At 67.2% G+C, this 13,074-nt stretch carries 15 protein-coding genes; 4 read left to right on the forward strand and 11 right to left on the reverse strand.

Annotated elements, in window-relative coordinates:
* Nucleotides 1-211: 211 nt before the first annotated feature.
* Both AC1DRO_RS12165 and AC1DRO_RS12170 read left to right on the forward strand, forming a co-directional pair.
* Nucleotides 212-1,729, forward strand: coding sequence for a CYTH and CHAD domain-containing protein (locus AC1DRO_RS12165; RefSeq protein WP_476950987.1), 1,518 nt, complete (start codon nt 212-214; stop codon nt 1,727-1,729).
* Nucleotides 1,730-1,909: 180 nt separating this feature from the next.
* Nucleotides 1,910-2,848 (forward strand): 5'-3' exonuclease, encoded by a 939-nt coding sequence (locus AC1DRO_RS12170; protein ID WP_476950988.1) that lies wholly within the window; start codon nt 1,910-1,912, stop codon nt 2,846-2,848.
* An 80-nt stretch (nt 2,849-2,928) separates the two neighbouring features.
* Here AC1DRO_RS12170 and AC1DRO_RS12175 read toward each other — a convergent pair whose 3' ends face one another.
* The 11 genes from AC1DRO_RS12175 to AC1DRO_RS12225 all read right to left on the reverse strand — a co-directional run bounded on the left by AC1DRO_RS12175 (nt 2,929) and on the right by AC1DRO_RS12225 (nt 11,801).
* Entirely contained in the window at nt 2,929-3,105 is a 177-nt protein-coding gene (locus tag AC1DRO_RS12175; RefSeq protein WP_243178219.1) for a CsbD family protein, read from the reverse strand.
* Nucleotides 3,106-3,342: 237 nt separating this feature from the next.
* A complete protein-coding gene (locus tag AC1DRO_RS12180; RefSeq protein WP_476950989.1) occupies nt 3,343-3,948 on the reverse strand; it encodes a PadR family transcriptional regulator in 606 nt (201 codons plus the stop codon).
* A 153-nt stretch (nt 3,949-4,101) separates the two neighbouring features.
* Nucleotides 4,102-5,016, reverse strand: a complete 915-nt coding sequence (locus AC1DRO_RS12185; protein ID WP_476950990.1) for an alpha/beta fold hydrolase — start codon at nt 5,014-5,016, stop codon at nt 4,102-4,104.
* 114 nt (nt 5,017-5,130) lie between these two features.
* Entirely contained in the window at nt 5,131-6,207 is a 1,077-nt protein-coding gene (locus AC1DRO_RS12190) for a cation diffusion facilitator family transporter (protein WP_476950991.1), read from the reverse strand.
* A complete protein-coding gene (locus AC1DRO_RS12195) occupies nt 6,204-6,581 on the reverse strand; it encodes an ArsR/SmtB family transcription factor (RefSeq protein ID WP_223914797.1) in 378 nt (125 codons plus the stop codon). Before AC1DRO_RS12195 ends, AC1DRO_RS12190 begins: the two co-directional genes overlap by 4 nt.
* 69 nt (nt 6,582-6,650) lie before the next feature.
* Nucleotides 6,651-7,193: a DinB family protein gene (locus AC1DRO_RS12200; RefSeq protein WP_476950992.1), complete on the reverse strand. Its 543-nt coding sequence runs from the start codon at nt 7,191-7,193 to the stop codon at nt 6,651-6,653.
* An 81-nt stretch (nt 7,194-7,274) separates the two neighbouring features.
* Entirely contained in the window at nt 7,275-8,492 is a 1,218-nt protein-coding gene (locus AC1DRO_RS12205) for an MFS transporter (protein WP_476950993.1), read from the reverse strand.
* 3 nt (nt 8,493-8,495) lie between these two features.
* On the reverse strand, nt 8,496-8,918 hold the full coding sequence (locus tag AC1DRO_RS12210) for an arsenate-mycothiol transferase ArsC (protein ID WP_476950994.1): 423 nt from the start codon (nt 8,916-8,918) through the stop codon (nt 8,496-8,498).
* Complete coding sequence (locus AC1DRO_RS12215; protein ID WP_476950995.1) at nt 8,915-10,345, reverse strand: FAD-dependent oxidoreductase; 1,431 nt, start codon at nt 10,343-10,345, stop codon at nt 8,915-8,917. Before AC1DRO_RS12215 ends, AC1DRO_RS12210 begins: the two co-directional genes overlap by 4 nt.
* Before the next feature lie 195 nt (nt 10,346-10,540).
* Entirely contained in the window at nt 10,541-10,963 is a 423-nt protein-coding gene (locus AC1DRO_RS12220; RefSeq protein WP_476950996.1) for an arsenate reductase ArsC, read from the reverse strand.
* Between the two features lie 163 nt (nt 10,964-11,126).
* Nucleotides 11,127-11,801 (reverse strand): metalloregulator ArsR/SmtB family transcription factor, encoded by a 675-nt coding sequence (locus tag AC1DRO_RS12225; RefSeq protein ID WP_028278156.1) that lies wholly within the window; start codon nt 11,799-11,801, stop codon nt 11,127-11,129.
* A gap of 45 nt (nt 11,802-11,846) precedes the next feature.
* On the opposite strand from AC1DRO_RS12225, the gene AC1DRO_RS12230 reads away from it, so the two are divergent.
* Entirely contained in the window at nt 11,847-12,587 is a 741-nt protein-coding gene (locus tag AC1DRO_RS12230) for an aquaporin (protein ID WP_028278155.1), read from the forward strand.
* A gap of 121 nt (nt 12,588-12,708) precedes the next feature.
* Nucleotides 12,709-13,059: an ArsR/SmtB family transcription factor gene (locus AC1DRO_RS12235; protein ID WP_028278154.1), complete on the forward strand. Its 351-nt coding sequence runs from the start codon at nt 12,709-12,711 to the stop codon at nt 13,057-13,059.
* Nucleotides 13,060-13,074: the final 15 nt, after the last annotated feature.

Genomic DNA, 13,074 nt, shown 5'->3' on the forward strand with positions numbered 1-13,074 from the left:
GTCAAGGGCCGACCGCGGTCTGGTCGCCGATTCGCGCAGAGCCTAGAATCGGGCTAGGCGCACCGGGCCAAGGCACCGGCCGGACACGCCCGCCGGAGATCACGTCCATGTTCCAGCGGTGCCGATAGGGGAGGCCCGCCATGGCGGTCATCAACAGGCCCAACAGTTCGCTGCCGCGGGAACGCGCGTCCGGTGGGGGGTCTTGACCGCTATGGACACCACGGGAAAACTTGAAACGGAACAAAAGTACGACGCCGGGACCTCTGCGGCGCTGCCGGATCTGCAGGAAATCGAAGGTGTGGACCACGTCGCGGAGCCTGTGACGGATCAGCTCGAGGCTGTGTACTTCGATACCCCGGCCCTGGTCCTCGCGGCGCGTCGCATTACCCTTAGGCGCCGCACGGGCGGGGTGGACGAGGGCTGGCACCTCAAGCTTCCCGCCGGGGCGGACCAGCGGGAGGAGATCCATGCGCCGCTGGGGCAGCCGGAGACCGTTCCGGAAGAACTGTCCGACCATCTGCAGGTCCTCATCCGGGGCGACGAACTCGAGCCCGTCGCCCGGCTCAGTACGCGGCGCACCACCTACCGGCTTTACGGGCCAGGCGGTGAGCATTTGGCCGACTTCGCCGACGACCACGTTCATGCCGAGGCCCTGCGGCCGCCGGGGCCGGCCGTCGACTGGCGTGAATGGGAGCTCGAACTCGTCCACGGCACAGCGGAGCTCTTTGAGGCTGCCGCCGCAACTCTGACGTCTACCGGAGCCGGCCACTCCGCTTATCCTTCCAAGATCGCCCGTGCCCTGGGCGATGCCTGGCCGGCCGAGTTCAGTCCCCGGACTCCAAAACCCCGGAAGAAGGGACCGGCAGTCGACGTCGTGACCGCCTATTTAGACGCGCGGATTGGTGACTTCATCGCCAATGATCCGGGTGTGCGGATGGGCACACCGGATTCCGTCCACAAGATGCGGTCCGCGACCCGCCGGGCGCGCTCCGCCCTGGCCACGTACCGCAAACTCTTCAACCGCTCAGCGGTGCGGGAACTCCAGGCTGAACTGAAGTGGCTGGGCCAGATCCTGGGCCCGGCCCGCGATGCCGAAGTCATGCTGGAGCGGCTTCGCCAGCACATCCTGGAGCTCCCGGAAGAACAGAGGTCCGGCCTCTTGGCCCAGATGATCGATCAGGAGCTGGTCGCAGCCCACGACGCGGGCTACAGAAACGTCCTGGAGACCCTCCGGACCGGCCGCTACTTCCGTCTCCTGGGCTCCCTGGAGGACTTCCGGGACAACCCGCCTGCCAAGCCACGCGCCTTCCGGCCCGCGCGCAGCGTGACGGCCAAGCTGGTCAACAAAGCCGCGAAGCGGGTGGAGCGTGCCCGGAAGGCCGTCAAAGGCTCGGCCGACAGGGCCGCGCGCGACACAGCGCTGCACGAGGTCCGAAAAGACGCCAAGCGCCTCCGCCACGCGGGTGAGTCGGTCCTGGAGATCCACGGCAAGCGCGCCGCCAAACTCACCAAAGCGGCCGGACGGCTCCAGACAGTACTCGGCGACCATCAGGACAGCGTCATGGCGACCGACCTCCTGCGCAGACTCGCGGCCACCCCGGACCGGCCCGCCGATGCCGACCTCGGCTTCGAGGGTTTGCTGGAGATGGAAGAACGCATTGCCCGGAAGACGGAGAACAAAGCCCGCAAGGCAGGGAAGAAGCTTCGCCGCTTGCGGCTGCGACCCTGATCCTGGACGCGTCGAGCGTCGAGTGCTGCATCGCCGTCGATGAAGCTGAGGACCTCGCGGCCGTGTTCGTCCATGCCCAGTGCCCGGGGGACCCCAGCGACGCCAGCATTACTTTGTGCCCCTCCGAAGTTGGACCGTGACGTTCCACCGCCTGCGGGCGCATCCGTGTCAGGATCAGTCATGACCGACCGCCTGATGCTCCTCGACACCGCGTCGCTATACTTTCGCGCGTTCTACGGCGTGCCCGACACGATCCGCCGCGCCGACGGCACCCCGGTGAACGCTGTTCGCGGGCTGCTCGACATGATCGCACGGCTCACCACCGACTACGGTGCGACGCATCTCGTCGCGTGCTGGGACGACGATTGGCGCCCGCAGTGGCGGGTAGACCTCATCCCGAGCTACAAATCGCATCGGGTTGCCGAGGAGGTGGCAGGCGCCCCCGATGCGGAGGTGGTGCCGGACGCGCTCGAGGCGCAGATTCCGATGATCCGCCGCGTGCTCGAACTCGCCGGCATCGCCGTCGTCGGGGCTGCCGACCACGAGGCCGACGACGTCATCGGCACCTACGCCAGCCACGCCGAGCTTCCGGTCGACGTGGTGACCGGCGACCGCGACCTCTTCCAGATTGTCGACGACGCCCGTCAGGTGCGGGTGGTCTACACCGCGCGCGGCATGAGGAACCTCGAAGTCCTGACCGACGCCGACGTCGTCGGCAGGTACCGTGTGCTGCCCGTGCAGTATGCCGACTACGCGACCCTGCGCGGCGACACCTCCGACGGGCTGCCAGGCGTCGCCGGCATCGGCGAGAAGACTGCCGCGTCGCTGCTCGGTGAGTACGGCACGCTCGATGCGCTGCTCGCGGCTGCCGCGGATGCAGGGAGCGGGCTGTCCACCGCAGTGCGGTCGAAACTCGCCGCGGCGGCGGACTACCTCACGGTCGCGCCCACCGTCGTGAAGATCGTGAGGGACCTGGAACTGCCGACGCTCGAGGAGGCAGGCGCGCGGCTGCACGCTGTCTCCGGCGGTTCGCGGGCCGAGCTTGAGCGTCTCGCCACAGAATGGAACCTCGGCGGTTCGGTCGGCCGGCTCCTTGAGGCATTCGACCTGCGTCGTTAGGGAAGTCCCTGGACTGCGTGGGCAAATGCCGGGGCGGAGGTGCGATCCGGACCGCACCTCCGCCCGCCGGCGGCCTGTTTTCAGTGTTTCTTGAAGGCGTCCTTGACCTTTTCGCCGGCCTGCTTCAGGTCTGCCTTGACCTGATGGCTTTTGCCCTCGGCCTTCATCTTGTCGTCGCCGGTGGCTTTGCCGGCCGCCTCTTTGCCTTTGCCGTGGAGTTTCTCGGCGGCATTGTGGATCTTGTCACCCAGGCCCATGATGAACCTCCTTAGTTATGTCGCCCCCGCGACGTGAATGCCATGGAGGCCACACTTAATTGTAGGGACGGAACCGTGGAAAGCGGGGGCCATTTGGTGCGGTCCGGGCCATTCCCGGCTCCGGGACAACAATCCAGGTCAGGCGGTCACGGTTCCAGAATACAAATGCCGCCAGCCGAAGTTATTCGGGCAGGGACCCTTGGCAGCGGTGGCAGTGCGCCGGCCGAAGCGGCGGTGTTAGTCGGCAAGAATGCGGTAGAGCGCGCGGCGGGTGTCATCGATGACCGTCATTGCGGCATTGCGTTGTTCCTCGGTTGCCGAGAAGCGGAATTGGTGGATGACTCCCATGAGTTTTCCGACGCTTTGGTGGAACGCCGGCCCGGATCCCTCCGGGTCGGTGTTCCAGGCGTTCCCCAGCTCCTCGGCGTGATCGGCCACGTAGGCGTTGCCCGCATCGGTGAGGGTGAACTCGGTGCGCCGGCCATCACCTACGGGCGCAATGAGCTCTTCATCAACGAGCTGCTGGAGCGTCGGGTAGACGGACCCCGGGCTCGGACGCCAGGCGCCCGAGGTTTTTTCCGCAATGGTCTTGATCAGCCCGTAGCCGTTGGACGGTGATTCGGCCAAGAGGGAGAGAATCGCCGAACGAACATCGCCCCTGCTGGCCCGCCGCGACCCGCCGGGGCCAAAACCCGGTCCGAAGCCCGGTCCGAAGCCCGGTCCAAACCCGCGGCCCGGGCCGAAACCACCGTGTCCGTGGGGTCCGCGGCGGCTCCTGCCGCGCCCGAAACGTGCCTGGGCGGGTCCGCCGTCCGTGAATTTGTCGTCATGCATGCCTTTCATAGCGGCATCGACCTTTCTCAATCAGTTGTGATCAATGATGGTCGCCGATTGTTCGGCGATAATTAACGATATATCGGTGAGTATCGGCGGTCAAGAGTCGATTTACCCCGGCATCCGCTGACTCGCGGACGCTGCCAGCCGCTGCCGTACAGGTCACGGATACAGCAGGTCATCGAGCAGCCGTTGCACATGCTCCGGCCGCTCGATGTTCGCGAAGTGGCCGCAATGCGGGAGTGTCACCGTCTGGACGCGTGGGATTATCTCGGCCAGTCGGAGCAGGTCAGAGGGTGGTGTGAACACATCGCTGTCCCCGCGGATCGCCAGCACCGGACACAGAATGCCCCGCCACTGGCCAAAATCGTAGTGCGCCGCGGCCCGGGCTGCCGCGGAGAAACAGGCCGGCCGGGCGTCCTCGCCAAGCCCTCGAAGCACCCCCGCGGAGATGGATGCGGGTTCTGCAAAAAACGGGAACAACAGCGGCCGCATCACGGCGGTGGACCCGATTGCACGGACCAGCGCGGGCCCTGCCGGGCCGAGGGCTGCCGCGGCGCGCATGGCCAGCAGCATGCCCAGAAACATCGGGAACCGGAACAGGCTGCGCAGTGGCTTGCCGGCCGCTTCGGACACGCCGAAGGTGGTCGCCGAAATCGCGGTCACGCTGGCGGTCCGCCCGGGCCAGGCCGCGGCGATGTGCAATGCCAGGAAGCCTCCCATGGAGTGGCCCACCAGGTTCCACCGCCGGTAGCCGAGCGAGGTCAAAGTACCGGTGACGGCGCGTGCCATCGCTTCGATGCTCAAATTCGCCATCCGGGCGTCCTGCGTGGACTCGCCCCAGCCCGGCAGGTCTATCAGCACCCGGTCATGTGCCGCTGTCGCGTGAAGAAGCTCCCGGAAGGACGTCCAGGAGCCCGCGGCGCCGTGGAGGTAGACATCCGCCGTCCCGGATACGGCGTGCGGGCCCCCGGTGCCTTCCTGGACATGCACCGTGCAGGGGCCCAGCTCCGTGGCAAGGGTGCGCCGCCGCAGCGTGGCAGCCCCCGTACTTGCGGTTTCCTGCTGAACACCCATGGACACCTTCTGTTCGTGGTCTTTGAAGGTGATTCGGAGCGGCGGGGGTGCAGGACCGGACGCGAGGCTCGAGGCGGTGGAGGCCGGTGCGGATCAGGGCCTCCGAGGCCGCCGTTATCCGCGGCTCGGGGGAGGCGGTGGTCCGGCCGTCGCGGCCGGGCCGAACGTGGGGACCATTGTCACGGAGCCCACGTTCGGGAGTGCGTGGCGGGTGGCGTGGTCGATTTCGTCGTGGATTGTGGCAAGTTCGCCCACGCCGGTGATCGTGGTCAGGGGGATGGAGACCTCGACGTGAAGCCGGTGGCCGGACCAGCGCAGCCGGGATGTTGCGCCCGCGGGGGCGTGGGCAGTGACAACCGCCGCCAGGCGTTCCGTAAGGTTCGGGTCCACGCCGTCCATGAGCCTGCGCCCGATGTCGCGAATGGTTCCCCAGAGGAGCACGGCGATGGCTGCGGAGATGAGCAGGCCCACGATCGGATCTGCAAGCGGAAATCCGAGCCATATGCCGATGACTCCGGCGACGACGGCCAGCGAGGTGAAGCCGTCGGTGCGGGCATGAATGCCATCGGCGACGAGCGCGGCGGACCCGATCCGCCGTCCCACGCGGATCCTGTAGATCGCGACTAGTTCGTTGCCGGCAAAGCCCACGAGCCCGGCGGCGAGCACCCAGCCCAGGTTCTGGACGGGTTGGGGTTCAAAGAAACGCCGGATGGATTCGACGGCGGCCACCACGGCGGAGAGCGCGATCATCGCCACAATGAACAGCCCTGCGAGGTCCTCGGCGCGGCCGAATCCGTAGGTGTACGTCCGGGTCGCGCGGCGGCGTCCGAGCAGAAAGGCGATCCACAGCGGAACGGCGGTCAGGGCATCGGAAAAATTGTGGACCGTGTCCGCCAGCAGTGCCACGGAGCCGCTGATGAGGACGATGACCAGCTGGAACAATGACGTGGCCCCCAGTCCGAGCAGGGAGACCTTGACGGCGCGAATGCCCTGGGAACTTGTCTCCAGGGCGGAGTCGATTGAGTCGGCCGAGTCATGGGAGTGGGGCACGAAGAGCTCCTGCAGCCAGCCCTTGAACCCGGTCGCGTGGACATGGCCGTGCGGGCCGTGGTCATGGTGATGGGCGTCGTCGTGAGCATGTCCGTGCGGGTGCGGGTGGACATCGTGGCCGGGATGCATTGGCCGGTTCATGCGCCGGCCTCCCTTGTAGGGCTGTGCGGGGCTGTGCTGTGATGCGGGGCCGTGCCGAGGGTGTGTTCGGCCTGGTGGATGGCGTCGGCCACGAGCTGCCAGGCGTGCCCGTCCTGCAGGCGGTAGTAGACCTTAGTGCCTTCCTGGCGGGTGGCGACCATGCGCGCCAGCCGCATCTTGGCCAAATGCTGGGAGACCGCGGCCGCCGATTTCCCGGCCTTTTCGGCCAGTACGTTGACGGGCAGTTCACCGTGGCGCAGTGCCAGGATGAGCCTGACCCGGGTGGCGTCGGCCAGCATGGCAAACACCTCCACGGCCAGCTCGACGTACTGGCTGTCCGCGGTGAGCGCGCAAGCCTTGTTATCTGCATTCATACGCAGATACTTACATATAACCACGCTCCACTCAAGACGGCCGACTCAACGGGATACCGTTAGTGGCCATCAGGACGATTCCGGTGCGTCCGGATTCCGAAGGCTCAGCTGCCTGGCGTGGAAGTCGAAATGAAGCGTGGGGTAGGCGTAGACATCGCTGAGTGTCATCAGCGGCGTGAAGAAGGGGTCCCACCTGTCGGGAAACGGCATTGACCTGGCAAGGGTCTGCGGGTTCTCGTGTTCGAGCCGGCGGGAGAGCGCGGCGATGGTTCTATCCAGTTTCCGGCTCATCCTGCGCCTGTTGTAGACGCGGGCGGCGGTCCGGGAACCCCAGTAGTTCACCACATCAAAAGGACCGGTGCCCGCGTTGAGGACAGCAGCGAATGCCCGGCCCGCCGGGCGGGGGAGCCGGCTGACGACGTGGACCAGCGGAAGCAGGGCGCGGACCACCATGTAGCCGAAGACCATGTGGAAGAGCAGTTCCTCGTTGGTCCAGCGGGTGCCCGTACTTTTGCGGCCGAGGTCATTAGGCGCCGCGTCCTGCAGCAGGGCGTCGAGGTGGCGGCGGGCGCGGCTGTACCCGGCCAGGATTTCGTCCATCGTCGGCTCCACAACGTGCCCTTCGCAGTCTCACGCCTTCAGTCGTGCCCTTATTATGTCCCGTGTCTATCAGCCTCAGGGGCAGCGGGTCTCTTAGCTGGTTCTGGAGGGCCTGAGCTGCCGCACGCCTCCGGCAGCGGCGAGAATGGCGGCCGTGGCGGCTGCAGCGGTCATGGCGTACGCCATGCTCGTGTATGTCCCGAGCCAGGCGGCCAGCACGGGTCCCGCCGCCGGGGCAACGGCCGTGACAGCTGTGAGCGGAGCCGCGAACAGTCCCTGCAATGTGCCAAGATTCTGGGTTCCCCAGCGGTCAGCCACGATGGTGGCCTGCAGCAGTGTCTGGCACCCGCGGACCGCGCCGGCGAGCATACCCGCCGCGATCAGCGCCGGCATCGGGCCGGGCAGTGCCGCGAGCAGGAAGACGGCGCAGGCCGCCGTTCCGGCGATGACCTGCAGCCGGGCGCCGGACGGGATGGCTGCGAACAGTAGCCGGCCGCCGACCTGACCGGCGCCCACAAGACCGAACCCGAGCGCGGCCGTGGCATAGTCGGCGCCTTTCTCTACGAGCAGCGGAATGATGTTCAGCGTCACGGTGTAGAGCCCGAGGCAGAGCAGGACCATCAGCGCCTGCAGACCCAGGAATTCCGGGCTTCGCCGCACGGCCCGCACCATCACCTGGTGGTCCGTGGCGGGGATTCCGGGGGCAGCCGGGGCCCAATTCCGGTTCAGGTACCGGGCGTGCAGCGGCACGGAGATGATTCCCATGATCCCGGCGAGGATGAGGAAGGCGCCGCGCCAGCCGAACGCGGATGTCAGGGCTGCGGTGAGCGGGGCGAAAATGGTGGATGCGAACCCGGCGACGAGGGTCAGGACGGTCAGGGGCCGTACCCGGGCGCGTCCGTACCAGCGGCTGATCACCGTGAAGGCCGGCTGGTACAGCACCGTGGCCTGCGCGGTCCCGGCGACGAGCCAGGCCGCAAAGAACGCTGGCAGATTAGGGGCCAGTCCCACCGCGACCAGGGCCAGCACTCCGAGCAGGGATCCGCCGATCATCAGCGCACGCGGCCCGGTCCTGTCCAGCCTCCTGCCGACGGCGATCCCGGCCGCAGCGGAGACCAGCAGGCCGGCGGAAAAGGCTCCCGTCACTAGCGCCGGGTCCCAGCCGGTGTCCTCGCTGATGGGCCGGACCGCCGCGATCAACGAGTAGTAGAGCACGCCCCACCCGGTCGTCTGGGTGATACACAGCGCGGCCAGGCCGCCGCGCGGTGCACCCTCCGCGACCACTGTCCGGGACAACGCCGGGGCGGGCATGGCCTAGTCCCCGGTTAGCTCCGCATGCAGTTTCCGGACCCGGGCCTTGATGTCGTCCCGGACCAGGCGCATGCGTTCCATGCCTTCGATGCCGCGTTCGGAGGGCTCGTCCGTATCCCAGAACTCGAGCCGCTGGCCCTTGCGGGGCTCGACCTTAGCCTGGTTGCCCAAGACGATGACGACGTCGGCCGTGTCCAGGACCTCGTCGGTGACGGGCTTGGGGTACTCGCCGGTGATGCCGATGCCGAGTTCATTCAGAGACTCCACGGCCTGGGGGTTCAGCGACTGACCGGGCTTGGTCCCGGCGGAGTGCACCGTGACGCTCCCATCGGCGAGATGGTTCATCAAACCTGCGGCGAGCTGGGACTTTCCGCCATTCTTGCTGCAGACGAACAGGACGCTGGGCGTTTTCGTGGTCTCGGTCATGCGTTTGATTCTTCCTTCTCTGGGCTGGGTTCGTGGAGCAGTGATACTGCCGGTTGATCTTCGCCGGAGCGTCCGTGGGACAGTCCGGTGGGGAAGCCGACGAGCACCGGCTCGGGAGCGGCGCAGCACGAGGACCCTGATGCGACGGCTACGGCCGCCGGAACGTCGCAGCTGGTGCCAGCGTCGGAGGAGCAGACACCGGTTTCGGGGAGTTCGAGCTGGACGGTGTCCGCGGCCTCGCGGTCGCCGGCCAGGGCGGCGGCGACGGAGCGGACCTGTTCGTAGCCGGTGGCGAGCAGGAAGGTTGGCGCACGGCCGTAGGACTTCATGCCGACGATGTAGAAGTCCTTGTCCGGGTGGGCCAGGAGCTTGGCGCCGTGCGGTGCAACAGTGCCGCAGGAGTGGAACTCCGGGTCGATGAGCGGGCCGAGCTCCACGGGTGCTTCGACGGCCGGGTCAAGGTTCAGGCGGAGCTCACGCAGGATGTCCAGGTCCGGGCGGAAGCCGGTGCAGGGGACGACGACGTCGGCCTCGAGGGTGCGTCCGTCAACGGATTCCACGGTCACGCCGGAATCCAGGGCTTTGAGGGAAGCAATGCCGAAGCCGGTATGCAGTTCGATGGTCCCGGCCTCGACGAGGCGGCGCAGGCGGGCACCGAGCTGGCCGCGGGCGGGCAGCCCGTCGGCGTCGCCGCCGCCGTAGACTTTCTCCGCGGACGCGCCGCGGACTGCCCAGAGGATCCGGGTGCCCGGTTCGTCCTTGGCCAGGTCCGCGAGGCTGATCAGGGTGTTGGCGGCGGAGTGGCCGGCGCCGACGACCAGGACACGGCGTCCGGCGAAAGCGCCACGGTCACGGCCCGTGACGTCAGGGAGCGGCGAGGAGATCCGGTCTGCGGCGGAGTCCTCGCCGATGGCGGGAAGCCCGGAGGTCCCCAGCGGGTTGCGGGTGGACCAGGTTCCGGAGGCGTCAATGACCCCGGCCACGGTGTGGTCGCGGGTTTCCCCGTCCTGGTGCTGGACGCGGACGACGAACGGTGTGATCTCGCGGTTACGGGTGTGGGTCTTGTCCATGCCTGTGCGGGTGACGGCGATGACTCTGGCGCCGGTCTGCAGCCGGGAGCTGATGACCGGGAGCGCGGCCAGCGGGGCCAGGTACCGATCGATGAGTTCCCCGCCGTAGGGCAGCGCGGTGGGCCGGGGCGCCTCCCAGCCGGCGGCTTCGAGCAGGCGAACGGCGGCGGCATCGATGTTGAACCGCCACGGGGAGAACAGCCGGATGTGGCGCCACTGCTCGATCGCGGCGCCGGCGGAGGGGCCTGCTTCGAAGATCAGCGGTTCGAGTCCGCGTTCGATCAGGTGGGCCGCGGCGGCCAGGCCCACGGGGCCGGCGCCGATCACGGCAACGGGAAGGTTCTTCGCTGAATCCATTGGTGTCCTCTTTCATCCGTTGTGGTGTTGCGGTTGTTTTCGGTTGGCCCTGCCGGCCGGGGTTGGGCCGGCAGGCGCCGGGGTTGGGTTAGCAGCAGTCCTGGTCCTCGTCGTCGCAGCATCCGTCGCTGCAGCATCCGGTGTTCATTCAGCTCACCCCCTCTCCGTCCTCTGTCAGACGTGTGGTGCTGCCCCTTACTTGGCGGCAGGGGTCAGGGACTCGACCAGGTCCTCGATGCGGCCCTTGATCTCGTCGCGGATCGGGCGTACGGCTTCCACGCCCTGGCCTGCCGGATCCTCCAGGACCCAGTCTTCGTAGCGCTTGCCGGGGAAGTAGGGGCATTCGTCGCCGCAGCCCATCGTGATCACGACGTCGGATTCCTGCACGGCCTCGGTGGTGAGGATCTTGGGGATTTCGGCGGACATGTCGATGCCGAGTTCGGCCATGGCCTCGACCGCGGCCGGGTTGACCTTGTCGGCGGGCTGGGAGCCGGCGGAACGGACCTCGATCCGCCCCTCACCGAGGGTGGTCAGGAAGGCTGCGGCCATCTGGGAACGGCCGGCGTTGTGGACGCAAACGAACAGGACGGACGGCTTCTTGGCGGTTTCGGTGCTCACGGGGTTTCTCCTGGAATCAATGAGGTGAGTGGGCGATACAGTCTGGAGTCTTGCGCCCGGCTTGAAACTCTCAACCGAACATTGATGATGATCGATATAGAGAGTATCGGGCTATAGATTGATGAATGTCAATATTTGCTGTCGGTGGATTTCTGCGACGGACCTAGACGGCGGTTACGCGGGGTGCAAGGTCATTGATGCGGCGGGTGATGTCGTTGAACGCCATGTCGAAAGCTTCTTTGGTGCCCGGGCGCAGCGGGTCCGGCACGGACCAGTGGATTCCACCCAGTCCGGGCAGTTCCTCGTGGGCCTTGTCGCAGACGGTCACGATGAAGTCGCCCTGGTCTGCCACCTGGATCAGGGTGCGCGGGGGAAGGTCCGCAAGGTCCAGGCCATGACGGCGGGCGACGTCGATAGCGCCTTGGGCGATGCGGTCTGCGGGGTGCGTTCCCGCCGATGTCGAGGGAATTTCACTGACCTGCTGCCAGAGAGCGGCGGCCAGCTGGGACCTGGCGCTGTTCCGTGTGCAGACAAACAGGACGCGGCGCGCCCCGTGTTCGGCCCCCGGCACCAGGCCCTCCAGAGCGCCGGCAGCAAGCCGGATATAGCTGCGGCGCCCGTCGGCTTCGGAGCGGTGCCGGGTTGCCAGTCCGGCATCTTCCAGCGTGCGCAGATGGTGGGACAGCAGATTCGACGGCATCCCCAGCTCGGCCTGCAGCTCCGTCGGGGAGAAGTCCCCCAGGGTCAGCAGATCAACGATGCGCAGCCGCGCAGGATCGCCGAGGGCTGCGTGCTTGGCTACCCGCGCCCGAAAGCCCTCTGCTGTCTCAATATTCATTAGTTCAATTTTGACTGAGCTAATTCTTTCGGTCAAGCTGTTGCCATGATTTCCAACCAGCCGCCGCTGTGGCGCCGCGCCATCGCTGAACTGCTCGGCACCAGCCTGCTCGTGGCCATCGTCGTCGGCTCCGGGATCGCCGCGCAGCAGCTCTCACCCGGTGACGTTGGCCTGCAGCTGCTGCAGAACAGCACCGCCACAGTGCTGGGGCTGACGGTGCTGATCCTGATGCTCGGGCCTGTGAGCGGCGCGCATTTCAACCCCGTGGTATCCCTCGCCGACTGGATCCTGGGCCGACGCGCCGGTACCGGCTTGACCCTGCCGGAGCTGGGCACCTATGTGGTTGCCCAGACCGTGGGTGCGGTCAGCGGCAGTATGGTCGCGAACGCCATGTTTGAGGTGGGCACCTCCATCTCGTCCAAGGAGCGCGCAACACCGGGGCATCTCCTGGGTGAAGTTGTCGCCACTGCGGGGCTGGTCCTGCTGATCTTCGCCTTGGCTGCCACCTCCCGCGGCGTCCTTGCCGCGCCGGCGGTGGGCGCCTACATCGGAGCCGCGTACTGGTTCACGTCCTCGACCTCGTTCGCGAATCCGGCAGTGACGGTGGGCCGCATCTTCAGCGACACCTTCGCCGGCATCGCACCGGCCTCGGTTCCCGGCTACGTTCTGGCGCAGCTGATCGGCGCAGCAATAGGAATTGGCCTTCTCCTCATCCTGTTCCCCTCCGCGGCCCGCACCGCGGACGGCGTCGTCCTGGCGCGCAGTGCCGAAACGGCCCGCTCCTAGCCTTGGCCGGCGGCCGAACAATGCCGCCCCTACCCAAAGCAGATCTGCGCCGGGGACGCTTCCGACCCGTGCCCCCGCTCCAATACATTGATGTCTATCAATATCAGGGCATAATGGGTACATGAAATTGTTGCCTGTACTCGAGCCGGCCACGGATGAATCCTGCTGCACCCCGGCAGAGCCCCCTGCCCTGGGTGCCGAGGAAGCCCAGCAGAGGGCCCTGGTTTTCAAGGCGCTGGCCGACCCGAACCGGCTCCGGCTGCTCTCCATCGTCAAGGCCGGCGAGTCAGGGGAGGCATGCGTCTGCGACCTCACCGAGCCGCTGGACCTGGGCCAGCCCACGGTCTCCCACCACCTGAAGGTCCTGGTCGAGGCCGGGCTGCTGCACCGTGAAAAGCGCGGCACGTGGGCCTACTACTCCCTGGTGCCCGGGGCGCTCGAGCAGACGGCCGGGCTCCTGGCGACGCTGTGACCGCGCAACAGTCCG

Source organism: Arthrobacter sp. P4_F11 (genome assembly GCF_056401395.1).